At 62.9% G+C, this 23,121-nt stretch carries 23 protein-coding genes and 1 pseudogene; 15 read left to right on the forward strand and 9 right to left on the reverse strand.

Annotated elements, in window-relative coordinates; translation table 11 throughout:
- Window positions 1–19: 19 nt before the first annotated feature.
- The 8 genes from imm2 (at window position 20) to imm45 (ending at window position 6,801) form a co-directional block, all read left to right on the forward strand.
- Window positions 20–373, forward strand: a complete 354-nt coding sequence (gene imm2, locus IG194_RS16475; protein ID WP_082996267.1) for an Imm2 family immunity protein — start codon at window positions 20–22, stop codon at window positions 371–373.
- A 158-nt stretch (window positions 374–531) separates the two neighbouring features.
- Window positions 532–1,581, forward strand: coding sequence for a hemagglutinin repeat-containing protein (locus tag IG194_RS32795; protein WP_225617124.1), 1,050 nt, complete (start codon window positions 532–534; stop codon window positions 1,579–1,581).
- A gap of 27 nt (window positions 1,582–1,608) precedes the next feature.
- The gene (locus tag IG194_RS32800) at window positions 1,609–3,063 is read left to right on the forward strand and encodes a VENN motif pre-toxin domain-containing protein (protein ID WP_225617125.1); all 1,455 of its coding nucleotides are present in this window, start codon (window positions 1,609–1,611) and stop codon (window positions 3,061–3,063) included.
- 529 nt (window positions 3,064–3,592) lie between these two features.
- Entirely contained in the window at window positions 3,593–5,296 is a 1,704-nt protein-coding gene (locus IG194_RS16485; RefSeq protein WP_058488243.1) for a VENN motif pre-toxin domain-containing protein, read from the forward strand.
- Window positions 5,297–5,321: 25 nt separating this feature from the next.
- Window positions 5,322–5,597: a DUF6883 domain-containing protein gene (locus IG194_RS33325; RefSeq protein WP_412536081.1), complete on the forward strand. Its 276-nt coding sequence runs from the start codon at window positions 5,322–5,324 to the stop codon at window positions 5,595–5,597.
- A 12-nt stretch (window positions 5,598–5,609) separates the two neighbouring features.
- Window positions 5,610–5,813 carry a DUF4926 domain-containing protein gene (locus IG194_RS16490; protein WP_082996216.1) on the forward strand — a complete coding sequence of 68 codons (204 nt, stop codon included), beginning with the start codon at window positions 5,610–5,612 and terminating at the stop codon, window positions 5,811–5,813.
- Window positions 5,814–5,880: 67 nt separating this feature from the next.
- A complete protein-coding gene (locus tag IG194_RS16495) occupies window positions 5,881–6,333 on the forward strand; it encodes a DUF6911 family protein (RefSeq protein ID WP_141679709.1) in 453 nt (150 codons plus the stop codon).
- A 138-nt stretch (window positions 6,334–6,471) separates the two neighbouring features.
- Window positions 6,472–6,801, forward strand: coding sequence for an Imm45 family immunity protein (gene imm45 / locus IG194_RS33330; RefSeq protein ID WP_225617230.1), 330 nt, complete (start codon window positions 6,472–6,474; stop codon window positions 6,799–6,801).
- 102 nt (window positions 6,802–6,903) lie between these two features.
- Here imm45 and IG194_RS16505 read toward each other — a convergent pair whose 3' ends face one another.
- Window positions 6,904–7,356, reverse strand: coding sequence for a Bro-N domain-containing protein (locus tag IG194_RS16505; protein WP_058071148.1), 453 nt, complete (start codon window positions 7,354–7,356; stop codon window positions 6,904–6,906).
- A gap of 350 nt (window positions 7,357–7,706) precedes the next feature.
- Window positions 7,707–9,242: a hypothetical protein gene (locus IG194_RS16510; RefSeq protein WP_058488244.1), complete on the reverse strand. Its 1,536-nt coding sequence runs from the start codon at window positions 9,240–9,242 to the stop codon at window positions 7,707–7,709.
- Window positions 9,243–9,819: 577 nt separating this feature from the next.
- Between IG194_RS16510 and IG194_RS16515 the strand changes: the two genes are divergently transcribed.
- From IG194_RS16515 to IG194_RS16525, 3 genes are read left to right on the forward strand one after another with little or no spacing between them, the layout of a single operon-like run.
- Window positions 9,820–10,497, forward strand: a complete 678-nt coding sequence (locus tag IG194_RS16515; RefSeq protein WP_009613369.1) for a CsgG/HfaB family protein — start codon at window positions 9,820–9,822, stop codon at window positions 10,495–10,497.
- A 30-nt stretch (window positions 10,498–10,527) separates the two neighbouring features.
- Entirely contained in the window at window positions 10,528–10,899 is a 372-nt protein-coding gene (locus IG194_RS16520) for a DUF4810 domain-containing protein (RefSeq protein ID WP_024128116.1), read from the forward strand.
- Complete coding sequence (locus IG194_RS16525; RefSeq protein ID WP_058488245.1) at window positions 10,899–11,558, forward strand: DUF799 domain-containing protein; 660 nt, start codon at window positions 10,899–10,901, stop codon at window positions 11,556–11,558. The genes IG194_RS16520 and IG194_RS16525 overlap by 1 nt, the downstream gene beginning before the upstream one ends.
- A 112-nt stretch (window positions 11,559–11,670) precedes the next feature.
- Here IG194_RS16525 and IG194_RS33335 read toward each other — a convergent pair whose 3' ends face one another.
- From IG194_RS33335 to IG194_RS16535, 3 genes and pseudogenes are all read right to left on the reverse strand, one after another.
- Complete coding sequence (locus IG194_RS33335) at window positions 11,671–12,543, reverse strand: methyl-accepting chemotaxis protein (RefSeq protein ID WP_412536083.1); 873 nt, start codon at window positions 12,541–12,543, stop codon at window positions 11,671–11,673.
- Window positions 12,526–13,590: pseudogene (locus tag IG194_RS33340) on the reverse strand (methyl-accepting chemotaxis protein); the annotation flags it as partial. The gene IG194_RS33335 and the pseudogene IG194_RS33340, both read right to left, overlap by 18 nt.
- A 173-nt stretch (window positions 13,591–13,763) precedes the next feature.
- A complete protein-coding gene (locus tag IG194_RS16535; protein ID WP_009613362.1) occupies window positions 13,764–14,009 on the reverse strand; it encodes a DUF6868 family protein in 246 nt (81 codons plus the stop codon).
- A 252-nt stretch (window positions 14,010–14,261) separates the two neighbouring features.
- Between IG194_RS16535 and IG194_RS16540 the strand changes: the two genes are divergently transcribed.
- Entirely contained in the window at window positions 14,262–15,563 is a 1,302-nt protein-coding gene (locus IG194_RS16540) for an MFS transporter (RefSeq protein WP_009613359.1), read from the forward strand.
- Window positions 15,564–15,632: 69 nt separating this feature from the next.
- Here the strand turns inward: IG194_RS16540 and IG194_RS16545 are convergent, their stop codons facing one another.
- A complete protein-coding gene (locus IG194_RS16545) occupies window positions 15,633–16,139 on the reverse strand; it encodes a hypothetical protein (RefSeq protein ID WP_058071143.1) in 507 nt (168 codons plus the stop codon).
- A gap of 497 nt (window positions 16,140–16,636) precedes the next feature.
- On the opposite strand from IG194_RS16545, the gene IG194_RS16550 reads away from it, so the two are divergent.
- Window positions 16,637–18,709: an AsmA family protein gene (locus IG194_RS16550; RefSeq protein ID WP_058488247.1), complete on the forward strand. Its 2,073-nt coding sequence runs from the start codon at window positions 16,637–16,639 to the stop codon at window positions 18,707–18,709.
- A gap of 1 nt (window position 18,710) precedes the next feature.
- Here the strand turns inward: IG194_RS16550 and IG194_RS16555 are convergent, their stop codons facing one another.
- Window positions 18,711–19,166, reverse strand: coding sequence for a GyrI-like domain-containing protein (locus IG194_RS16555; protein WP_058488248.1), 456 nt, complete (start codon window positions 19,164–19,166; stop codon window positions 18,711–18,713).
- Window positions 19,167–19,278: 112 nt separating this feature from the next.
- Here IG194_RS16555 and IG194_RS16560 point away from each other — a divergent pair, with 112 nt between their 5' ends.
- Window positions 19,279–19,533: a hypothetical protein gene (locus IG194_RS16560; protein WP_043268683.1), complete on the forward strand. Its 255-nt coding sequence runs from the start codon at window positions 19,279–19,281 to the stop codon at window positions 19,531–19,533.
- Window positions 19,534–19,549: 16 nt separating this feature from the next.
- Here IG194_RS16560 and osmE read toward each other — a convergent pair whose 3' ends face one another.
- Window positions 19,550–19,900: an osmotically-inducible lipoprotein OsmE gene (gene osmE / locus IG194_RS16565; protein WP_009613351.1), complete on the reverse strand. Its 351-nt coding sequence runs from the start codon at window positions 19,898–19,900 to the stop codon at window positions 19,550–19,552.
- 874 nt (window positions 19,901–20,774) lie between these two features.
- Window positions 20,775–22,040 carry an Hsp70 family protein gene (locus IG194_RS16570; RefSeq protein ID WP_058488249.1) on the reverse strand — a complete coding sequence of 422 codons (1,266 nt, stop codon included), beginning with the start codon at window positions 22,038–22,040 and terminating at the stop codon, window positions 20,775–20,777.
- Window positions 22,041–22,257: 217 nt separating this feature from the next.
- Between IG194_RS16570 and IG194_RS16575 the strand changes: the two genes are divergently transcribed.
- A complete protein-coding gene (locus IG194_RS16575) occupies window positions 22,258–23,121 on the forward strand; it encodes an isocitrate lyase/PEP mutase family protein (protein WP_009613347.1) in 864 nt (287 codons plus the stop codon).

A 23,121-nucleotide genomic window follows, 5' to 3' on the forward strand; every position in this document is an offset into this window, starting at 1 on the left:
CGCCGAGGAAGACACCGTGATGGAAGAGCGCGTGACTTATGGTGAAATCCGGGCTTGGTTTCTAGGCAGTTATTACAGCTATTGCCGGGGGAAGCTTAGTGATAAAAGCCCATGGATTGAAGGGGAAAGCGAAGTAGGCTATGCCTATATGGAGCTTGAGAATTCCTTTGATATGCCAATTGAGAAGTTAATGCTGGAGGTTTTAGCACTTGTTCTCTCGGCAGGTAGGTCTTCGGAGGAGGTTGAGAGATATCATCTTAATGCTATCTCTGGATTGCTTGCGGAGATTGATATTTCCTCTGTCTTTGAGAGTTTGCCTTCTGAAGAGGCAGCAGAGCTAAGAGCTGATCTTAAAGTCTTAGGTTTGTATTAGTTACGAATATGAAAATAGCCCCGGCACTGCCGGGGCTATTTGTTTCTACTGCTGTAATTCTACCGCCTGAACCTCCGCCGCTTGACGAAAAGGGGATACCCATTAGCCGGCCTGACGTCAAGACCTAAAGCCCACACGTCCCGCTTTTCTCTAGCGGAATGATCTGCACTTCCAACCTGGCCGACGGAACCGTTCGTACCCGTTTCCTCGTGTATGGCTACGACCGCGTCGTGCCGGTCAGCGGCGCCGTGGGCCAGGACGGCGACATCCGCATCCAGGGCAGCCAGCTCAAGGCCGGCAACGACATGCTGCTGGCCGCCAACCGCGACATCCTGCTCGAAGCCGCCGCCAACACCCAGAAGCTCGATGGCAAGAACAAGAGCAGCGGCGGCGCGGTCGGCGTGAGCGTGGGGTATTCGGCGGACAAAGGGGTAGGCCTGAGCATCTTCGCCAATGCCAACCAGGGCTCGGGCAAGGAAATCGGCACCGGCACCACCTGGACGGAAACCACCCTGGACGCCGGCAGCCAGGTCAAGCTGGTCAGCGGCCGCGACACCACGCTCAAGGGCGCCCAGGTCAACGGCGAGCAGATCATCGCCAACGTCGGCCGCGACCTGACCCTGCAGAGCCTGCAGGACAGCGACTACTACGACGCCAAGCAGAAGAACGTCTCCGCCGGGGCGAGCGTCGCCATCATCGGCACCGGCGGCAGCGCCAGCGTCAGTGCCAGCCAGAGCAAGATCGACTCCAACTACAAGAGCGTGCAGGAGCAGACCGGCCTCTACGCCGGCAAGGGCGGCTTCCAGATCGACGTGGGCAACCACACGCAACTGGACGGCAGCGTCATTGCCAGCACCGCCGAAGCCGACAAGAACCGCCTGAGCACCGGCACCCTGGGCTGGAGCAGCCTCGACAACAAGGCCGACTACAAGAGCCAGCAACAGAGCGTCAGCATCAGCAGTGGCAGCGATGGCAGCGGCAAATTCATCAGCAACATGCCCAGCGGCATGCTGGTGGCCTACAACCACGGCGACAGCGCCAGCGGCACCACCGGCTCGGCCATCTCCAACGGCACCCTCGAAATCCGCGACCCGGCTAACCAGCAGCAGGACGTGGCCAGCCTGAGCCGCGACGTCGAGCATGCCAACGGCAGCATCAGCCCGATCTTCGACAAGGAGAAGGAACAGAACCGGCTGAAGCAGGTGTAACTGATCGCTGAGATCGGCACCCAGGCGATGGATATCGTTCGGACGCAGGGGGAGATCAAGGCGTCGGCAGAAGGCCGCAAGGAGCTGAAAGCCCAAGGTAAGGACAATCCCACGCAGAAGGAACTCGAAGCGACCGCCGCGTACCAGAATGTCATGCGTGAATATGGCACCGGCAGCGATTATCAGAAAGCTGCGCAGGCCGTGACGGCGGCGCTGCAGTACCTAGCCGGTGGCGATATCGGTGGTGCTATAGCAGGTGCCTCTGCGCCTTACATAGCCCATCTCATCAAGCAGCAGACTGGCGACAATGACACGGCTCGCATCATGGCTCAGGCATTACTCGGTGCCGTGGTTGCCGGGGTACAAGGCAACTCCAGTGTTGCTGGAGGGATTGGGGCTGCCACTGGGGAGTTGATCGCAGCGAACCTTTACCCAGGTAAGAAGCCTGAAGATCTGACGGAAAACGAACGCCAGATTGTTTCGGCCCTTTCCAGTTTAGCCGCGGGTATGGCTGGAGGTTTAGCCAGTGGTGATACAGCCGGTGCGGTGGCCGCAGCGGGAGCAGGTAAGACTGCTGTGGATAATAATTTCCTGAGCGGAGATCAAACCAAGGCATTCGATCATGAGATGCAGCAATGCACAAAGGAGGGAGATTGTACGAAAGTAATTAAGAAATATGTTGCATTGAATGAAGAGAATAGAGAGCTTCTGAAAGCTACTTGTTTAGAGAAGCCGTGGGTTTGCTATGGGAACAGTAGGGATGTTGTTCTTGCAGGTCTGAACTCGGCTGACCCTTCTAGGCCGGTTTCCTTTGGAGGGATTGAAAATGATAATGTTAGATTGTTCGTGCAGTATGAAAATAGTCTTGATTTGCAGTATATAAATAAAAATACTGATACTTTGTACAAGGCATTGGTGTTTGCCTCAGAGCCTGAGAATTTCATGCTTATGTTTGGCGGTTTAGCGAACCTGACAAGCGCCTCAGGAACATCCATCGCAACGGGTGCTGGGTTGGGCATGGCCGCGAATGGGGGAGTACAGTTTGCAACGGGGAACACGGGGGATAAATTCGATTGGCTTGGATTCATGACATCAGGAGTCACTGGCGGTATGTCTGCTGGTCAAACATTGACTCCTACGTTGCAAACTAATATTGGTGGTGCGTACATATCTAGCCAGCTTAGTGGTCAGAACTCTACAGATGCTATGATGGGAGCCATGCTTGGCTCAATCGTCGGGTACGGGGTTGGAGCTGGCATAGCGGGTCAGTTGGAAAAAAATTATGTAAACAAGATTTTTGGATTGTCTGGTAATAGCGTTAGCTCTCTTAAGTATTCTGAGATTCCAGCGTTCCCTGGATCTTACCTTTATAAAGAAACTCCGATGAGCCCAATTCCAGGTGTTGCTGGTGGCATTGGTGGCAGTGCGGCCTCGGAGATTTCAAATAGTGCGGCTATGAATGATTTAAGTAAGGAGAAGTAGTTTGAAGCGCGCTTTGCTCTGGTTTGTGCTTTTTGCGATTTCGTTTTCTGCAATGTTCTTAGTGGTTTCGGTTTTATATTTTATACATACGGCGAAATACGATGGCGGGGTGGTTTTTAATTATACGAATTCAGCTTTTTTTTATTCGGTAAAAGTTAGTGCTTGGGTGGGTGGGGTGATGGCTTCAGGGATTTGGTATCTCTTATGCTATGGAAAGCATAATGGTCGGTAATAATTAGTGCCTTCTGATTGATAGGGAGTGGGTGTTGCTATAGTGTGAGAGAGATTGTGGATTTTTTCTATTCTAAAATTGTATGGTGGTCGGTGTTGACGTGGCGAAAATAAAAGCCCCCTCATTTCTTGGGTTTTTCTATAATAGTGCCGCAGGATTGACTGTTGAAACTTCTCTCTGTTAGCTCTTTAAAAATTTCACCGCTGATTTAGATCGTAAGACTGGTGTCTTTCGTTTCAGTTGGAGCCATATCAACGAGAGAGTGTAAGACATCTCTGTCGCAACTTCTGCGCAATCTTGATTGCCCGGCCCGCCATCATCAGCACCGGCTTCAGCGCGAGCCAGAGCAAGATCGACTCCAACTACAAGAGCGTGCAGGAGCAGACCGGCCTCTACGCCGGCAAGGGCGGCTTCCAGATCGACGTGGGCAACCACACGCAACTGGACGGCAGCGTCATTGCCAGCACCGCCGAAGCCGACAAGAACCGCCTGAGCACCGGCACCCTGGGCTGGAGCAGCCTCGACAACAAGGCCGACTACAAGAGCCAGCAACAGAGCGTCAGCATCAGCAGTGGCAGCGATGGCAGCGGCAAATTCATCAGCAACATGCCCAGCGGCATGCTGGTGGCCTACAACCACGGCGACAGCGCCAGCGGCACCACCGGCTCGGCCATCTCCAACGGCACCCTCGAAATCCGCGACCCGGCCAACCAGCAGCAGGACGTGGCCAGCCTGAGCCGCGACGTCGAGCACGCCAACGGCAGCATCAGCCCGATCTTCGACAAGGAGAAGGAACAGAACCGGCTGAAGCAGGTGCAACTGATCGCCGAGATCGGCACTCAGGCGATGGATATCGTTCGGACGCAGGGGGAGATCAATGCCGAGAGCAAGGCGCGGGAGGAACTAGTCAAAAACGGTACTCCGAATCCTACGCGCGAAGAGATAGAGAACAGCGCCATCTACCAATCTGAGATGGCTCGTTATGGCACTGGCAGCGACTTGCAGCGTGCTGCTCAGGCCATAACCGCCGCGCTGCAAGGGCTTGCCGGTGGAGATATGGGGGCAGCCCTGGCGGGAGCTTCGGCGCCCTACCTTGCGAATCTCATTAAGCGTTACACCGATGGAAACACCGAAGCGCAATTGATGGCCCATGCTGTGCTGGGGGCGCTGGTCGCTCAGGCCCAAGGTAACTCCGCCGTCGCGGGCGCGGCAGGTGCGGCCACTGCTGAGGGTTTGGCATCAACCATCGCCAAGCAACTGTACGGCAAGGGTTCCGAAGACCTCACCGAGGCACAGAAGCAGACAGTGGTGGCGCTGGCCTCGCTGGCGGGCGGCATGGTGGGCGGGGTGCTGGAAGGCGGAGCCGAGGGTGCCGTCGCCGGTGCGAAAGGAGGACAGAACGCCGTCGAGAACAATGAGTTCGGCGGCAGGCTATACCTCGACCGTGTATTCGAGGCTTACGTGCAGAGCGGGGGGTGTGGCGGAGCCGCACGTCAACAGTGCCGCCAGGACTACGAGAACAAACAATTGGCCAATGGCGGCCTTGAAGTGGCCGCCACCTTTGCACTTTTGCCGGTAGCCATTGCGGGAGCGGCCAGTACTCCGGCGATACTCGCTGTTGCGAGAGCAGCAGTGGAGGCTTGCAAGCTCAACCCCATTCTGTGTGTTAACGAAACCAGCATTGCGGTAGCCGAGATGGGGATCGGCGAAGCTCTGCCTGCCGGGCTGGTGGGCGCGGCGGGTACAAAACTCACCCTTGAGCAGGCGACCAAGGTCCGTATTGCCCAGGAGGTGGAGCAGCAGACTGGGCAGAAGCTGTCGGCTGATGCTATAGAGAGTATTTTGACGGGGGGGAGTGGTGCAAAAGGGGTTGGTGAGGCTACTGCTTTGCGTACTCCGTTAGCTGGGACAACAGGAAACTGGAATAACTACACTCACGCAGAGGCTGTAATTCAAACTCGGATCTCTGGGCAACTCGTTAACGCAGAAAGCAGTTATTGATCCTAATAAAATTACGTCATATGCGCTGAATACAGAGCATCCGGTCGGTGGCAACAAGGCTAAAGTTTTTGAGTCAGCTTTAGGCTATAGTCAAAAGAACGCTTCTGAACTAATCACGAAGGTGCAAGAAGGAGCTGCGCTGTATCCAGCTAAGCTAGGTGTCGCTGATAAATTTGGCCAACGCATAACCATCGATATGCCCATAACTGGCCCTAATGGGAAGACGGCAATTGTTCGAACCGGCTGGATTTATGATCCAGGCTCCTCGATTCCAAGAATGACGACTCTCTATGTCAAGTAAGGATCGTATTCAGTGAAGTACAAATTATTTGATGTTGTTGTTTTGAGTGAGGATCTTTCGGATGAAGGACTGCGTGCTGGAATGATAGGTGCAGTAATTGATGTATATAGCCAGCCTGTTGAAGGATATGAGGTGGAATTTTGTGATGAACAGGGGCGTACAATTGCACAGCTAGCACTTTCACCTGACCAACTAAGATTAGCTCCTGACTCATAGTGAATAGCCCCGACTCTGCAACTGGCAGAATTTTTACTTGGATACGCGGAACTAATGGGTGGGAGTTATGATTGAATATGAAGATATCTCGATTCATTTGGAATTGAGCTATCGAGACAAATCAATGCCACTGCTGTCTAATGTAGTGGAAAAGCCTGTTTGGGAAAGTATTGAAAAGGGTATAAAGGGATCGTTTGAATTTGGTGGGTTCGTTCGGCTGGCAGTTATCGCCCCTAAGACATCTTTCGTTAGTCAGCTATCGATGAAATCCTTGCCAGGTAAATTTAGACTTGAAGTCCTAACTCGCGCGTCTAATCCTAAGGAAGAGTATCTTGAGTGGTGGGAACTTTCTGACTCCACTTTTAGAGGCGTGGTCAGGTTTGGTGATGATGATTGGGATGCCCGAACGGTTTGCACGGACATCTCAGTAGCAAAAGCTATTTTCAAGGAGCTTTATGAAACGGGAGATTTACAGGCGGGGCTATCTCAAATGCGTTCGCCGTGGAATCCTAAGCCATAAAAGGACATCAACCTCATAGGGACGAAAAGGGGACAGATTTATTTTTCCTACTCTAAAGCTGGCTGGCTGGACAGGATTAGGGTGTGAGAAATAAATCCCCTTTTCTGCTTTTGGTGCTTACTATTTGAGGTCTAGATGATGGATGAGTGGAAAAGGCTCTCTGATTTTGATGATCTAATAGCAAGGGGTGTTGTAATTAGATCTCCATCGGGTGGGTTGTATGAGGAATATGTGGATATTATTGTATTTGACCCGCTGGACCGGAATAGGGGAATGGGAGGGCTGATTGTCTCAGGGCGGAAGGCGGGTATGTATTTGGCAATTTTCCCAGTTGAAAGTACCGAAGGAAGGTGCCTTAAAAAAAGATGGGTTATCGAGAATTGGCAGCGCTGGTTCTTTCCTGGGGTTGATGTCGGAGACGTCTATTGTGCTAGGTTTCCAGCGCCAGCTTCATTGCCGAAGAGTTAGCGGAGCTGAAAGGGAGCGAAAAGGAAACAGACTTATTTTCCTATCCTCACAAAATAAGCCTGTCTCTTTTTTCCTGAACCAGTAAATAGCCGCACCTGCCCCTCACCGATCCAGCATCAACCTCGGCATCTCCTCCAGCGGCACCCACAGTTCCCCTTGCCAATCCAGCAACATCACCCGGCGTGCCTGCCAGCTCATCAGTACGCGGCGGGGGGTGTGGTGGTCGGGGGTGTGTTGGTCGCGCAGGGTGGGGATGACTTCGCGGCTCAGCCATTGGTCCAGGTGCTGGCTTTCCGGGTGGCCGAAGCGGATCAGGGCCTTGTAGAGGCCGGCTTCGTTGATCATGTCGAGCGGTTCTTCGCTGTCGGTGGCGTAGCGGACGTGGATGCGGCGGGTTTCGTGGGGGCGGAAGCGGTGGTGGAAGCGCTGGGGGTAGCCGAAGCCGAGGAGTCGGGCGAGGTCCTGGGCGGCGAACCAGGGTTGGTTGTCGATCATCACGCCGCGCAGGGGGCGGCCGTGGCGAATGAAGGTGGTTGGGGTGTATGCGTCGTGCATTGTCGGACTCCTATTCCATTGAGGAGCCGCCGCCATCTGCTGTCAGTCGAATGGAGGCGGACCGTGCGGAGGTGACAGACCGGGAATAGGAACCGGCAGACCCGAAGGTCTCCCCCGCACGATCCGCCATGGAGGATTGCAGCAGAAAACTGCAGGTGTGCGGGAGCCTGCGAAAACGTTCGCCGTTTTCGCCTGCACCTTCTGGCGCATCGCGCCTATTCGTCGGACTGTCAAACCCGGCCACGGGACTGACCGTGGCCGGGGCAGGATAGGCAGGTCGCTGGAGCGGCGGAAGACGGATAATTTCCGAAATTCCCTGTAGGACGGGCCTTGGCGACAAGGCGGCGGATTTATCCCGGGCTGCCAGCCGGCTCTGCCTCCACCTCGATGTCCAGGCGCTGCAACCTGAAGCAGGCCGGTTCCGCTCCGTCGTCCAGCGCCTCGCCGAGCAGGGCGATGTAACGGCTTTCAGCTTCTTCCACCAGCAGCTTCTTGCCGCTGGCCAGCGGCAGCGTGGGGCAGAGGATGCGTGTCGTGCCGGCGTCGTCCAGCAGCAGGGCGTTGCGCGGGGCGCTTTCCTGCAGTTTGCTGCGCAGGGTGATGCGGCAGGCGCGGGGATGTTTCGAGAGCCAGGCGAGGGTCAGTTGGGCTTGGCCGTTGCCTGTCGGGGTTGCCCTGTCGACGCGCGCCAGTTGCCAGGGCGCTTCGGAGCCGGGGCGGATGCCGAGCAGGTCGCCGGCCTTGGGCGGTGGGGGTTCGCTGTTGCTCCAGAGCGCGGATACGCCGTTGGAAAGGGGCGTGACCTGGCTCAGCGCTATGACCGGGGGCCGTTCGGCGGCGCTTTCGCTGGGGGATTTGAATTCGATGGGTTCCAGGTGCGGCACTTCTTCGTCGAGCCCGGCCCGGCCGTCGCTGTGGATTGCCCAGACGTCCTGCGCCTTGGCCTGGAGGGCGAAGTGGCGGGCGTCCAGGGCGGCCTCGTCCTTGCCGGCGCCCAGGTGCTCCAGGAGTGCGCCGAAGCCGTGGCAGGCTTCCCAGTCGGCGCCGGGCGACTGGCCGCGCCAGCTGCGCAGCAGGTGGTCCTTGAGGTCGAACCCCTCTTTGGCGCCGCCGAGGCCCTTGAAGTGCTGCATCACCTTGATCGCTTCGTCCAGCTGCAGCGCCAGGTGGCCCTCGGTGGCGGGCGCCTTGTCGATGTCGAGGAACGCTTGGTCGCGGTCGCTGGCGATGATCCAGCGGTCCGTGTCGCGGGCATTGCCCAGGCGGGCCGTCGAGGCGAGCGTTTCCAGGGATTCGATCAGCACCTGCAGGGCTTCCCCGGGCATCTGCAAGGGGGCCGAGCTTGCCAGCAGCAGGGCGCCGAGGTAGCCGCGGCTGATGCTTTGGCTGCGGGCTTCCGGGATTTCCGGGTCCTTCACGTCGATGTCCTGCAGCGACGCCTGCCGGGCCTTGGCGTAGAGGCGATGGAGCAGGCGCCAGAAACCGGCCGGCGCCTCCTGGCCGTTGAGCAGGGCGCTGAAGTGGATTTCCTGGGCGCTGCGCAGCGTGCGCTGCAAGAGCAGTGCCTTGAGTTGCGCCTCGGTGCATTCGCCCCGGGCCAGGGCCCAGTAGCCCTGGATCAGCCGGCGGTGCAGGGCGGCGATGAGTTGCGCCGCCTTGTCCGCCCGCCGTCGCTCGGTGCTGCCCCGTCGGTCGCCGAGCAGTTCGGCGAGGTTGTGCCCCAGGTCGAAGACTTCCGCTCGCGAACGCTCCAGTTGCTTGAGGCGTGTGGCTGGCGGCAGGCGTGCGGAATCCAGGTCGACCAGGCGGTGGTAGAGGGCTCGTGTCCGGGTTGCCAGGTAGGCAACGTCGGGGCGCCGGGTGGCGTCGTTCGACTGCGTTTTCATCGCGGAAGGCTCTAGGTTGCGGTTCTCCAGAACTTGCCCGGAGACTGCTTGCTTCGCTATGCGATGGGTTTAGGACGCATCTGAAAAACGCTGGGGAAAGGGCTTTTTGCATGGACTGTTGCGCGCCGATGTGCTCGCCAGGGCCAGGAGCGCCGTGCTGGAGCCGCGGTTCCGTCCACTGCGCGAAGAGGATTTCTTGAGGCACTTCTGATTCCACGTAGGTGGTATGGGTGGTGGCGCAATGCTTGTGTTTTAATGGCGCGGCCAGGTAACAAGATGTCTTCGAAGGATCGACGGGATGCAGTTCATTCCCACAGGCTGGATGCCAGGCCTTGTCTCGCCTCCTCCTGCCGTTCACGCCGGTACGTCCTGTAGCGGCTGCGTTTCCCGTGCTCGAACTTTCCTTCCTCGCATGCCTGCGCGCATGGGTTCCGCCGTGCGCGTCAGGTGCCCGGGCCCATCGTGACTCCGGTTGCCATGGTGGCTCTATGGCATTGCCTGGCCATTGAGAGGTCGGCCGTCGGCATTGGCTGACGGCCCTGTTTATTGGATTTCCGAGGGGGAATGCAGTGTGAAGATGAAAATGTCCCGGGGCTTGTTGTTGGGCGTGGCGTCCGCCGCCCTGCTGACGGTCGGCGGTTGTGCCACGGAAAGCTCCAGGGCGCTGCCGGTGCAGCAGGTGGAGAGCGTCAACAAGCCGTATTCCGGCGTGCGTTCGCCCATCGCGGTGGGCAAGTTCGATAACCGCTCCAGCTACATGCGGGGAATCTTCTCCGATGGCGTCGACCGCCTTGGCGGCCAGGCTAAGACCATCCTGATCACCCACCTGCAGCAGACCAACCGCTTCAACGTGCTGGACCGTGACAACATGAGCGAGATCCAGCAGGAGGCCGCTATCAAGGGCCAGGCCCAGCAGCTCAAGGGCGCCGACTACGTGGTGACCGGCGACGTCACCGAGTTCGGCCGCAAGGAGGTCGGCGACCGCCAGTTGTTCGGCATCCTCGGGCGCGGCAAGACCCAGGTGGCCTATGCCAAGGTCGCGCTGAACATCGTCAACATCAGCACCTCCGAGGTCGTCTATTCCTCGCAGGGGGCGGGCGAGTACGAGCTGTCGAACCGCGAGATCATCGGCTTCGGCGGCACCGCCAGCTATGACTCCACGCTCAACGGCAAGGTCCTGGACCTGGCCATGCGCGAGGCGGTGAACAAACTGGTGAACGCGGTGGACAGCGGCGCCTGGAACCCGGCCCGATAACCCGAAGAAAAGCAGGGAGTAGTGATGTTCATGGGTAAGAACTTTGTTGCCAGGGGCTGCCTGGTGGCGCTGGTGTGCGCAGGCGTGGCGTCGCTTGCCGGGTGTTCCTCGCCGAAGACGCTGTACCAGTGGGAAAGCTACCAGTCCCAGGTCCACGACTATTTTACCAGCGAGGCGAAGGAGGCGCAGGCCGAGGCGCTGGAGCGCGACCTGCAGAAGATCGCCGCCACCGACGGCCATGTTCCGCCGGGCTATCACGCGCAACTGGGCCTGCTGTATTCGAGCCTGGGCAAGGACGACCAGATGGTCCAGCAGTTCAATACCGAGAAGGCGTTGTTCCCGGAGTCGTCGGCCTACATGGATTTTCTGCTGAAGAACGCAAGGCAGGGAGGTAGCAAGTGATGTGGAACCCGATCAAGCCCCTGCTGGCCCTGTTCGCGCTGGCGCTGCTCGCCGGTTGCGCGCCGCAGAAGACCGTCGACTACTCGGCTTACAAGCAGGCCCGACCGCGCTCGATCCTGGTGCTGCCGCCGCTGAACGATTCGCCGGACGTGAAGGCGACCTACAGCATGCTCTCGCAGGTGACTTTCCCGCTCGCCGAGGCCGGGTACTACGTGCTGCCGGTGGCGCTGGTGGCCGAGACGTTCCGCCAGAACGGCCTCTCCACCCCGGCGGACATCCATGCGGTGTCCCCGGCGAAGCTGCAGGAAATCTTCGGTGCGGATGCGGCCCTGTACATCACCGTGACGCAGTACGGTACCAGCTACATGGTGCTGAGCAGCGCGACCGTGGTGACCGCCGGGGCCAAGCTGGTGGACCTGAAGACCGGGACCACGCTGTGGACGGGAAGCGCCACCGCCTCCAGCGAGGAGGGCAGCAGCAATAACAACGGCGGCCTGCTGGGCATGCTGATCACCGCGGCGGTCAAGCAGATCATCAGCAGCGCCCAGGACGATGCCGGCTACCCCATCGCCGGTGTCGCCAGCCAGCGCCTGCTGTCCGCCGGGCGGCCGGGTGCGCTGTTGTACGGTCCGCGTTCGCCGAAGTACGGCACCGACTGATCTGCCGGCTGTAAGGACGGGGACGGCGTCCCTGCCATGACCCATCCGCCCTCAGCAAGGGCCCGCTCAGCATTCGCCGGGCGGGCCTGGCGGGGCAATCAGACGATTCCGATCAGACGCGGAAGTGGCTCACCAGCGTCTGCAGCTGCCCGCCCAGGCGCGCCAGTTCCACGCTGGAGGCGGCGACTTCTTCGCTGGCCGCGGCGGTCTGTTCGGACACGTCGCGCACGCTCACCACGCTGCGGCTGATTTCCTCGGCCACGGCGCTCTGTTCCTCGGCCGCGGTGGCGATCTGCTGGTTCATCGCCTGGATGTTCGACACGGTGCGGGTGATGCTGCCCAGGGATTCGCCGGCCTGGCGGCTCAGGGCCACGCTGCTGGCGGTCAGCTCGCGGCTGCCGAGCATGACGCTGGAGACCTGGCGGGTGCCGCTCTGCAGGCCGGCGACCAGGGCTTCGATCTCTTCGGTGGACTGCTGGGTGCGTTGGGCCAGGGCGCGGACTTCGTCGGCCACCACGGCGAAGCCGCGGCCGGCCTCGCCGGCGCGGGCGGCTTCGATGGCGGCGTTGAGGGCCAGCAGGTTGGTTTGTTCGGCCACTGATTTGATCACGTCCATGACCTTGCCGATCTTCTCGCTCTCCTGTTCCAGGCGCTGCATGGCGTCGGCGGAGCGTTCCACTTCCTCGGCCAGGCGCTCGATCTGTTCCACGGCCTGGTTCACCACGCGGTCGCCGTCGTGGGCTTCGCGGTCGGCGGCGGAGGCGGCCTGGGAGGCCTGCTCGGCGTTGCGCGCCACTTCCTGCACGGTGGCGGACATCTCGTGCATCGCGGTGGCCACCTGGTCGGTTTCCACCTTCTGGCTGTTGGCGCCGGCGCTGGTCTGCTCGGTGACCGACGAAAGCTGCTCGGCGGCGCTGGCGATCTGCGTCACGCCATCGCGGATGCCGCCGATCAGGTCGCGCAGGTTGTGGCTCATGCGCTGCATGCTCTGTTGCAGGCGGCCGAGTTCGTCGCGGCGCTCGACCTGGATGTCGCGGGACAGGTCGCCGGCGGCGATGCGGTCGACCACTTCCATGGTGGCATGCAGCGGGCGGGTGATCTGCCGGGTGATGACCAGCGCGGCCAGGCCGCCCAGCACCAGGGCCAGCATGGTGAAGAGCACCTGCAGGTTGCGGGCGCGGGCGCTCTCGATGTCGCGGCGGTCCAGTTGCAACTGGTAGAGGGATTCGCTGAGCTTGACGATGTCCTGGCCCTGGGTGGTCATTTCCTTGCGCGCCTGGACGATGGCGGCCATGTTCGCCCGCAGCGCCTGCACGCCCTCGCGGTAGCCTCGCAGCGCCGCGCCCAGTTGCTGCACGCGGGCCGCCAGGTCGGGGCCGAGGGTGTTTTCCAGCGCCGGCAGGCTGGCGAGGCTTTCGTCGAGGTGGCGGGTAACGCCGTCGCCATCGCGGGACAGGGCGGTGGCCAGGTAGTCGCGCACGTCGTAGCGGGCCTGCAGCAGGTCCTCGCGGGTGCGGCTGATGGCCTGGTAGCGGGCGGCGCGTTCTTCGTCGGCCGGGGCCTTGAGCACGTCTTCCTGCAACTGCGCGGTCAGCTCGCCGGCGCGGGTGGCCTCGCCTTCCAGGGCGCGGCGGGTGGCGTTGGCGTTCTGGTAGCCGCTGCGCATGGCGGCCAGGGATTTCTCGTAGTCGGCGATGACGCCGCCCAGCTGGTCGAGCATGCGCACGTTCTCGGGGCTGACGAAGTAGCCGCGCAGCTTCTGCTGGTGGGCCTTGAATTCGCCCAGGGCGCTCATGACGGCGCCGGCTTCCTGCTCGCCGCCGTCGGCGATCATGTATTGCAGGCGGGTGATGCGCAGCTTGGTGAGGCGGGCGTTGAGCTCGGTGATGTCGCTCATCCAGTTGCTGCGGTCGATCAGCGAGCCCAGGCCGACCCAGCTGACCACGGCGAGGATGGCGGTAAACGCCAGGACCACGCCGAAGCCGAGGGCCAACTTGAGGTTCACGCTCAGGTTGGATATCCAGCTATGCATTGACGATCTCCAAAGAAGGTTCGGTGAAGGCAGGCCATTCGGAGATTGTTCTTGTCGAGGCCATGGCAAGGCGCACCGCGCCAGGGAGGAGTTATCGGCAGGGCATGGCGGAACCGTAGGAAAAGTAAGAAAAATCTGACGCCAGAAACGCGGCGAGCCATTCCGGGGGCGGCTCAGCCCCCGGTTATCCACAACGCCAGCAGCGGCACCAGGTTGAACAGCAGCACGCCGATCTTGTAGATGGCCATGCCGCCGTAGTGCAGGGCGTCGAAGGCTTCCCGGCCCAGGCCGAACCAATGCTTGTGCAGGCGGTACAGGCCGTCGTGGGCGAGGCTGAAGGCGCCGAACCAGAGCAGCAGCACGGCGTAGTTGAGCAGGGTGCACCAGAGCAGGAATTCCTGCGGGTCTCTGACGTTCATGGCGATCTCCCGGGCGTTTTTTCATTCGAGGGCGTCTATGTCGGACGGTTCCGGCGCTCGCCGAACGTCGCGGCCAATGGCGGGGCGGCCGGCCGCCGTGGATAATGCGCCACTGCCGTGCCGCGGCTTTGCGGCGTGGCCCGCGGCCGGTTCCCGCGCGGTGGTGGTCGCCCCGCTGCGCTCGTGGTTTCCCGGCTCCTCTCCCTGGTCCTCTCGTCCGCCGTGCGCAGCGTCGCCCGGCGAGGTAGCCCCATGTTCAGCCCGCTCGTCACCTTCCCCGCGCTCTACACCGCCACCCTCCTGATGCTGGCCGGCTCCGGCCTGTTCACCACCTACATGGGCCTGCGCCTGACCGCCGAGGGCGCCGGCGACCTGTGGGTCGGCGGCCTGATGGCGGCCTACTATTTCGGCCTGGTCTGCGGCGGCAAGTTCGGCCACAAGCTGATCGCCGGCTTCGGCCACATCCGTTCCTACGTGGCCTGCGCGGGCCTGGCCACGGTGATCGTGCTGCTGCACGCGCTCATCGACACCCTGGCGGTCTGGGTGGCGCTGCGCTTCGTGATGGGCGCGGTGATGATGAACCAGTACATGGTGATCGAGAGCTGGCTCAACGAGCAGGCCGAAGGGCACCAGCGCGGCAAGGTGTTCGCCGGCTACATGGTGGCGGTGGACCTCGGCCTGGTGCTCGGCCAGGGCCTGCTGGCGGCGAGCCCGGCGCTGGACTACAAGCCGCTGCTGCTGGTGGCGATCTGCTTTTCCGCCTGCCTGATCCCGCTGGCGCTGACGCGCCGCGTGCACCCGGCCAAGCTGGTGGCGGCGCCGCTGGAGATCGGCTTCTTCTGGAAGCGCGTGCCGCAGTCGCTGGGCACCATCTTCGTCGCGGGCCTGATGGTCGGCGCCTTCTACGGCCTGGCGCCGGTGTACGCCAACCGCAACGGGCTGGACACCTCGCAGTCGAGCCTGTTCGTCGGCATGTGCATCGTCGCCGGCTTCTGCGCGCAGTGGCCGCTGGGCTGGCTGTCGGACCGCGTCAACCGCAGCTGGCTGATCCGCGGCAACGCGCTGCTGCTGTGCGTGGCCGCCGCGCCGATGTGGGGGCTGATCCAGCTGCCCTACTGGGCGCTGCTGGCCAACGGCTTCGTCACCGGCATGTTGCTGTTCACCCTCTACCCGCTGGCGGTGGCCCTGGCCAACGACCACGTCGAGCAGCCGCGGCGCGTGGCGCTCTCGGCCATGCTGCTGACCACCTACGGAGTGGGCGCGTGCATCGGCCCGCTGTTCGCCGGCGCGCTGATGAGCCACTTCGGCCCGGGCATGTTCTACATGCTGGTGTCGGCCTATGCGCTGGTGCTGATCTTCTGGGTGCAGCCGCGGCGCGTCACCGGCATCCACCGCGTCGACGAGGCGCCGCTGCACCACGTGGCCATGCCCGACACTGTCAGCCCCATGGCCGCCACCCTCGACCCGCGGGTGGAAGAGGTGCCGGAAGAGCTGGTGGTGGAGGCGCCGCCGAGCATCGGCCGCTCCGACGGTTCGCCCGACCAGGCGAGCTGACCTGCGGAAATGAGAAAGCCCGGCGAATGCCGGGCTTTTCTTTCACCTTGCGGTGTACTGCGCGTGGCTTCAGACCTGACGGAAGTGGGCGTTGAAGACGGTGTCGCCACCGGATTCGGCAACGCTCATGGCGCCATGCAGACGGTCGATGGTGTGGCTGCTGCCGTTTTCGGCGACGCGGGCTTCCTCGCTACCCATCTGTTTGTGCAGACGGTCGATGGTGTTGGAGCTGCCGTTCTCGGCTACGCGAGCCTCTTCACCCATCTGCTGGTGCAGGCGGTCGATGGTGCGGCTGCTGCCGTTCTCGGCCACGCGGGCTTCTTCACCCATTTGCTTGTGCAGGCGATCGATGGTCTGGCTGCTGCCGTTTTCCGAAACGCGGACCTGCTCGCTCAGTTGCTTGTGCAGACGGTCGATGGTCTGGCCGCTGCCGTTCTCGGCGACGCGGGCCTGCATTTGCTGGTGCAGACGGTCGACGCTGTAGGAGGAACCGTTCTCGGCCACTTGCGGGGCGGCGAAGGCGAGGTTGGCGGCGATCAGGGAAAGGGCGAAACCGAAGGTGAGAGTGCGTTTCATGATGTGTGGCTCCTGGAGGAAAGGGGTGTTGTTCTGGACACGGAGCCAGTATCCAATCTGGATTATCGATTTGAAAACGAAGCCGGGCAATTGTCGTTATCGATGCCGATGATGTTTAATTTATTCCTTTAAAAACAATAAATTGATTATGAATATTGACTTCTATCAATGGTCTCGATGGGGCGTATCGACGTGATTGTTAATATCTGTCGATTAGATAAATCTACCGGCGAAAAAGGCCAGGGCTATCGCCGCAAGCGGCCCGGTCGCTCGCTAAGCCGCATGCCAGAGCGGTTGCGCCTGTTTCTGGGGGCATGGCGTCGGCTTGCATCGATGCGCGGATACCGGCGTGCGGCCGGCGTGGCGTGCTACGGTGGGGAAGCGTTCGATTTTCCGCCCCGGCGATTTTTCCGGCATTTCGCCGGCGCCCTGCGGTCCAACCCGGTAGAAGAGCCTGCCTGGGCGCACCCAACCGACGCGGCGACAAGGAGTTCTGCATGACGCGCGGCGCAAAGATCTGCCTGTTCAGCCTTGCCGGCCTGCTCACCCTGCTGGTGGCGGCGCTGGCGTTCATCGCCACCTTCGACTGGAACCGCGTGCGGCCGTTGATCAACGACAAGGTCTCCGCCGCCATCGGCCGCCCCTTCGCCATCAACGGCGAACTGCAGGTGCTCTGGCAGCGCGAACCGGAGGAGGGCGGTTGGCGCGCCTGGGTGCCCTGGCCGCACTTCGCCGCCAGCGACATCACCCTGGGCAACCCCGACTGGGCGCAGGGCAAGACCCGCGCGCCCGAGTTCGCCAGCCTCAAGCACGTGGAGTTCCGCCTTTCGCCGCTGCCGCTGCTGTGGCACCAGGTGGTGATCCCGCAGGTGCGCCTGACGCAGCCCAGCGCCGACCTGCTGCGCCTGGCCGATGGCCGCGCCAACTGGACCTTCACCCTGCCGCCCAAGGAAGAGGGGCAGCCCGAGGAGCCCACGCCCTGGTCCCTGGCCATCGGCGAGATCGGCTTCGACAAGGGCCGCGTGGGCTTCGACGACCAGACCCTGAAGACGCGCCTGGAAGTGCTGGTGGACAGCCTCGGCAAGCCGGTGCCCTTCGCCCAGTTGGCCGGCAAGGCGCTGGGCGGCGAGCAGGCGGCGGCCACCCAGGACTACGTGTTCGGCTGGAAGGTGCGCGGCACCTACAAGGGCCTGCCGCTGGCCGGCGAGGGCAAGGTGGGCGGCGTGCTGGCCCTGGAGGACGCCAGCCGGCCGTTCCCGCTGCAGGCCGAGGTGAAGGTGGGCGACACCCGCGCCGCGGTGGTCGGCACCCTTACCGACCCGCTGCACCTGGGCGCCCTGGACCTGCGCCTGAAGCTGGCCGGCACCAGCATGGCCAACCTCTACCCGCTGACCGGCGTGACCCTCCCGGACACCCCGGCCTATTCCACCGACGGCCGCCTGCGCGCGCAGCTGCACGACCCGGACGGCGCGCGCTTCGAGTACCAGAACTTCAACGGCAAGGTCGGCGAGAGCGACCTGCACGGCAGCCTGACCTTCGTCAACGGCCAGCCGCGGCCGCGGCTCAGCGGCAAGCTGACCTCCGAGCAGCTGCGCATGGCCGACCTCGGCCCGCTGATCGGCGCCGACAGCAACGCGCAGAAGCAGGCGCGCGGCCAGAGCACCCGCCAGCCGGCGGACAAGGTGCTGCCGGTGGAGGAGTTCCGCACCGAGCGCTGGCGCGCCATGGACGCCGACGTGGAGTTCGCCGGCAAGCGCATCGTCCACAGCGACAAGCTGCCCATCAGCGACCTGCAGACCCACCTGCGCCTGGAGAACGGCCTGCTGCGCCTGGACCCGCTGCGCTTCGGCGTGGCCGGCGGCAGCCTGACCGCGCAGATCCGCCTGGACGGCGGCAAGGCGCCGATGCAGAGCCGGGTACAGCTGCAGGCCCGCGGCTTCAAGCTGAAGCAGCTGTTCCCCAGCTTCGCGCCCATGCAGACCAGCTTCGGCGAACTCAACGGCGACGCCGCCCTGAGCGGCACCGGCAACTCGGTGGCGGCCATCCTCGGCGGAGCCAACGGCGAGCTCAAGCTGCTGATCAACGACGGGCGGATCAGCAAGGGGCTGATGGAAATCGCCGGGCTGAACGTCGGCAACTACCTGGTGGCCAAGCTGTTCGGCGACGACGACGTGAAGATCAACTGCGCGGCGGCCGACATCGGCATCAGCAAGGGCCTGGCCCAGCCGCGGATCTTCGCCTTCGATACCGAGAACGCCATCATCAACGTCGAGGGCACCAGCAACTTCGCCACCGAGCAGCTGGACCTGGACATCATCCCTCACAGCAAGGGCGTTCGGCTGTTCTCGCTGCGCTCGCCGCTGTACGTGCAGGGCACCTTCAAGAACCCGAAGGCCGGGGTCCACGCCGGCCCGCTGATCGCCCGCGGCGCCGGCATGGTCGCCCTGGGCGTGGCGGCGGGGCCGGCGGCCGGGCTGCTGGCGCTGATCGCGCCGAGCAAGAGCGAGGACAACCAGTGCGCCGCCCTGCTGGCGCAGATGAAGCAGCCGGCCCGGGCGCCGAAGCGCTGAGTCAGTAGACGGGGATGTACAGGTCGGTTTCCGAGGTGACGTCGTCCGGCCCGTGGAAGCGCTCGGTGTAGCGCTCGAAGGATGGCGCGTGGCGCGGCTCCAGCCCGCGTTGTGGCAGCAGTTCGGTGTGGATGCGCTGGAAGCTGTCGGCGATGCCTTCCACCGGCCCGATATGAGTGAACACGGCGTACTTCTGCGCCGGCACTTCGAACTTCACCATGCCTTCGGGAATCGCGGTGCCCGGTTCGACCGGCAGGCCGGCAATGTAGTGGAAGACGCCGCCGGCGGCCTGGGCGCAGATGCCATAGGCGCTGCGGTCGTCGGCCTGCGCGGCGACCTCGTGCTCGCGCGGCAGGAAGCGCTGCCAGAGCTGGCCGATGCTGCCGTCCTGGCCGTCGCCACGGTATTCCAGGCCCACCACGCTGAAGGCGGGCAATTCGACGATGCGGTGTTTCATGAGGTCCTCTCCTATTTTCCTGCTCGCATGATAGACGGCAGCGACAAAGGCTGAATATTTTTCGCAGCGCCCGGTCCATTGCTCTGTTCCCCTTTTGCAGAAGGAGATTGCCATGCCTCGCAACGGTACGCAGGGCCACACGGCGCGCCACGAGAAGCAGCGGGCGCACGTTCAGGCGCATTATGGGAAGCTGGGCCTGAGCCCGGAAGAGGTGGACGCCCTGGCCAGGCTCGCCCGGCGCAGCAAGCCGGCCACCGAGAAGTTGCTGGGCATGACGCGCAAGGAGTTGCTGGCGCGCGCGACCCGCGCAGGCGTGCGCGGGCGCTGGCGGATGACCAAGGCCGAGCTGGTGGCGGCGCTCAGCTGAGCGCCGCCCGCCGGCCTCAGGGATGCGCGTCGCGGTCGTGGCGGTCGCGTTCGGAACAACTGAGGAAGCCGGTCCCGTCGACCTTGCCCTGGTCGTCGAAGGTCACGTAGTAGGGCTGCTCGCGGCCGTCCTTGTTGAGGATGTAGCTGTTGCAGCTACCGGCCTTGTACGCCCGCGCCTGGCTGCTGGACGGCGGACCGCCGACGCGCAGCACCTCGTCCTTGCTCATGCCGTCGTGCACGTCGCGCACCAGCGGCGCGTCGCGGTAGGTCACCAGGTTGACCGGGTTCTGCACCCGGGTGGATTCATGGGAACAGCCCGCGAGCAGGGCCAGGGCGGTGGCGGTCAGCAGGGCTTGCCGGTACATGGGGCCTCCTTGTCGGCTCGGACCTGTGGGTGGTGCTGTTTCGAGTCGGGGGCGGGGAGGGGAGTTCGAAAAAACTGGGGGGATGGGGCTTGGGGCGGTGGCGTATAACCGCGAACGGTGGGGGGCTTGTAGGAGCGAGCTTGCTCGCGAACGGAGTTTCCCGATTGCTCTTGAGCTGGACCTGAGCGCGTTCCCTCTCCCCAGCCCTCGGCTGCGCGCCCCGCCCTGAAGGGAGAGGGGGCTTGTGCCGAGAGAGGGAATGGTTTCAGTCGATAGCTTTCGGCGTCGCCGGCTGACTCCAGAGCACCAGCGTCTGCCCAACGGTCCCCTCTCCCTTCAGGGAGAGGGTTAGGGAGAGGGTGCTCTACAGCCCACCCCCCAAAGTCCCCGGTAGGCACGGTTCGCGAGCAAGCTCACTCCTACGAAAGAGCCTGCCTCTCAGCCGTAGCACTTCTTCGCCTCAGCGGTCGCCATCGACGTGGCGAGTGTTGGGTTGCATGGCCGCCACGCTCCGGCGCAGGGCCGGCACGCTGCGTTGGCTCGGGTACAGGCGGTGTCGGGGTGATTGTTTCTGTAGGAGCGAGCTTGCTCGCGAACGGAGTTTCCCGATTGCTCTTGAGCTGGACCTGAGCGCGTTCCCTCTCCCCAGCCCTCTCCCTGAAGGGAGAGGGGGCTAGTCCGTGCCGAGAGGAAGATTGGTTTCAGTCGGTAATCTCCGTGCTAGCCGGCTAATGCCGAAACATCAGCGCACTCCGAACGGTCCCCTCTCCCTTCAGGGAGAGGGTTAGGGAGAGGGCGCTCTACAGCCCAACCCCCAAAGTCCCCGGTAGGCACGATTCGCGAGCAAGCTCACTCCTACGAAAGAGCCTGCCTCTCAGCCGTAGCGCTTTTTAGCCTCGATAGCCAAACCGCTGCCAATACCGCCGAAGCGGTCGCCATCGACGTGGCGGGCGTTGGGCAGCATGGCGGCCACGCTCTGGCGCAGGGCCGGGACGCCGCTGGAGCCGCCGGTGAAGAACACGGTGTCGACCTTGTCCGGGTCGATGTCGGCATCGCCCAGCAGGTTGCCGATGCCGGCGCGCACGCGGTCCAGCTGCGGCTCTATCGCGCCCTCGAACAGTTCGCGGGTCAGCTCGGCCACCAGGCCCGGTTCGATGCGCGCCAGGTCGATGTCGCGGCGCTGGCTGTCGCTCAGTTCTATCTTGCTGGCTTCCACCTGCATCGCCAGCCAGTGCCCGGCGCGCTGTTCGATCAGGCGGAACAGGCGGTCGATGCCGGTGCCGTCGACGATGTCGTAGCGCATGTTCTTCAGCGCCAACTGCGACTTCTGCGCGTACACCGCGTTGATGGTGTGCCAGGTGGCCAGGTTCAGGTGGTAGCTGGTGGGCATCAGCGCGTCGGACTTCATCCGGCTGCCGTAGCCGAACAGCGGCATCACGCCCTGCAGGCTGAGCTGCTTGTCGAAGTCGGTGCCGCCGATGTGCACGCCGCCGGTGGCCAGGATGTCGGCCTGGCGCTCGGCCTGCTCGCGGCGTTCCGGGGCCAGGCGCACCAGGGAGAAGTCCGAGGTGCCGCCGCCGATGTCGACGATCAGCACCAGTTCCTCGCGGTCGATGCCGCGCTCGTAGTCGAAGGCCGCGGCCAGGGGCTCGTACTGGAAGGAGATGTCCTTGAAGCCGAGTTTCTGCGCCACCGCCACCAGGGTGTCCTGGGCTTCGCGGTCGGCCTCGGGATCGTCGTCGACGAAGAACACCGGGCGGCCCAGCACCACGGCCTCGAACTCGCGGCCGGCGACTACCTCGGCGCGCTTCTTCAGCTCGCCGATGAACAGCCCGAGCAGGTCCTTGAACGGCAGGGCGCTGCCCAGCACCGTGGTCTCGCTCTTGAGCAGGGGCGAGCCGAGCAGGCTTTTCAGCGAGCGCATCAGTCGCCCCTCGTAGCCTTCCAGGTATTCGCCCAGGGCCTGGCGGCCGTAGACCGGGCGGCGTTCCTCGGTGTTGAAGAAGACCACCGAGGGCAGGGTGATCTTGCCGTCTTCCAGTGCGATCAGCGGTTCCATCCCGGGGCGCCACCAGCCGACGGTGGAGTTGGAGGTGCCGAAGTCGATGCCCAGGGCGCGGGCGTCAGTGGAGTGCAGCATGGCGGAAAGGTCCGGCGAAAAAAACGGCCGCGCAGTTTACGCGAGAGCGCCCGGGCCTGCTCGACTATCGGCTCATGTGCCGCTGGACGGTGGAGGTTATAGAGTGCTTGGGAAGGCCTTGTAGTTTTGCTACATTTGCCGTCCTGTAGTTTTGCTACATGAGTTTGCCGATTCCGCAGAACCCTTTCCCACTTCCAGGTCGCAGTTGGATCCCGCCATGCACAGAGCCTCCCACCACGAGCTACGCCAGAGTTTCCGGGCGTTGCTGAACTCTTCCTCCTGCTACCACACGGCATCGGTGTTCGACCCGATGTCGGCGCGCATCGCCGGTGACCTCGGCTTCGAGGTCGGCATCCTGGGTGGTTCTGTAGCTTCGCTACAAGTGCTCGCGGCGCCCGACTTCGCCCTCATCACCCTCAGCGAGTTCGTCGAGCAGGCCACCCGCATCGGCCGCGTGGCGCGCCTGCCGGTGATCGCCGACGCCGACCACGGCTACGGCAACGCGCTGAACGTGATGCGCACCATCGTCGAGCTGGAGCGCGCCGGCGTGGCCGCGCTGACCATCGAGGACACCCTGTTGCCGGCGCAGTTCGGCCGCAAGTCCACCGACCTGATCCCGGTGGAGGAGGGCGTGGGCAAGATCCGCGCGGCGCTGGAGGCGCGGGTGGACCAGGAGATGGCGATCATCGCGCGGACCAACGCCGAGGTGATCGAGGTGGACGACGTGATCCGCCGCACCCTGGCCTACCAGGCCGCCGGTGCCGACGGCATCTGCATGGTCGGCATCCGCGACTTCGAGCACCTGGAGGCCATCGCCCGGCACCTGAGCGTGCCGCTGATGCTGGTGTCCTACGGCAACCCGAAGCTGCACGACGACAAGCGCCTGGCCAAGCTCGGCGTGCGCATCGTGGTGGACGGCCATGCCGCCTACTTCGCCGCCATCAAGGCGACCTACGACTGCCTGCGCGAGCAGCGTGGCGTGGATGCCTCCGACCTGACAGCCTCGGAGCTGGCGAAGAAGTACACCCTGCCGGAGGAGTACCAGATCTTCGCCAGGGAATACATGGAAGTGAAGGAGTAG

The sequence above is a fragment of the Pseudomonas sp. ADPe genome (assembly GCF_014843515.1).
In the GTDB taxonomy this organism is placed as follows: Bacteria; Pseudomonadota; Gammaproteobacteria; order Pseudomonadales; family Pseudomonadaceae; genus Pseudomonas; species Pseudomonas citronellolis.

Coding starts and splice junctions, on each gene's coding strand:
- IG194_RS16495 (WP_141679709.1), top strand. CDS start 5,881: ATGATTGAATATGAAGATATCTCGATTCATTTGGAATTGAGCTATCGA.
- IG194_RS16550 (WP_058488247.1), top strand. CDS start 16,637: ATGACGCGCGGCGCAAAGATCTGCCTGTTCAGCCTTGCCGGCCTGCTC.
- IG194_RS16540 (WP_009613359.1), top strand. CDS start 14,262: ATGTTCAGCCCGCTCGTCACCTTCCCCGCGCTCTACACCGCCACCCTC.
- IG194_RS16525 (WP_058488245.1), top strand. CDS start 10,899: ATGTGGAACCCGATCAAGCCCCTGCTGGCCCTGTTCGCGCTGGCGCTG.
- IG194_RS32795 (WP_225617124.1), top strand. CDS start 532: ATGATCTGCACTTCCAACCTGGCCGACGGAACCGTTCGTACCCGTTTC.
- imm45 (WP_225617230.1), top strand. CDS start 6,472: ATGGATGAGTGGAAAAGGCTCTCTGATTTTGATGATCTAATAGCAAGG.
- IG194_RS33335 (WP_412536083.1), bottom strand. CDS start 12,543: ATGCAGCGCATGAGCCACAACCTGCGCGACCTGATCGGCGGCATCCGC.
- osmE (WP_009613351.1), bottom strand. CDS start 19,900: ATGTACCGGCAAGCCCTGCTGACCGCCACCGCCCTGGCCCTGCTCGCG.
- IG194_RS16570 (WP_058488249.1), bottom strand. CDS start 22,040: ATGCTGCACTCCACTGACGCCCGCGCCCTGGGCATCGACTTCGGCACC.
- IG194_RS32800 (WP_225617125.1), top strand. CDS start 1,609: ATGGATATCGTTCGGACGCAGGGGGAGATCAAGGCGTCGGCAGAAGGC.
- IG194_RS16545 (WP_058071143.1), bottom strand. CDS start 16,139: ATGAAACGCACTCTCACCTTCGGTTTCGCCCTTTCCCTGATCGCCGCC.
- IG194_RS16575 (WP_009613347.1), top strand. CDS start 22,258: ATGCACAGAGCCTCCCACCACGAGCTACGCCAGAGTTTCCGGGCGTTG.
- IG194_RS16535 (WP_009613362.1), bottom strand. CDS start 14,009: ATGAACGTCAGAGACCCGCAGGAATTCCTGCTCTGGTGCACCCTGCTC.
- IG194_RS16560 (WP_043268683.1), top strand. CDS start 19,279: ATGCCTCGCAACGGTACGCAGGGCCACACGGCGCGCCACGAGAAGCAG.
- IG194_RS16510 (WP_058488244.1), bottom strand. CDS start 9,242: ATGAAAACGCAGTCGAACGACGCCACCCGGCGCCCCGACGTTGCCTAC.
- IG194_RS16505 (WP_058071148.1), bottom strand. CDS start 7,356: ATGCACGACGCATACACCCCAACCACCTTCATTCGCCACGGCCGCCCC.
- IG194_RS16515 (WP_009613369.1), top strand. CDS start 9,820: ATGAAAATGTCCCGGGGCTTGTTGTTGGGCGTGGCGTCCGCCGCCCTG.
- IG194_RS16555 (WP_058488248.1), bottom strand. CDS start 19,166: ATGAAACACCGCATCGTCGAATTGCCCGCCTTCAGCGTGGTGGGCCTG.
- imm2 (WP_082996267.1), top strand. CDS start 20: ATGGAAGAGCGCGTGACTTATGGTGAAATCCGGGCTTGGTTTCTAGGC.
- IG194_RS16520 (WP_024128116.1), top strand. CDS start 10,528: ATGGGTAAGAACTTTGTTGCCAGGGGCTGCCTGGTGGCGCTGGTGTGC.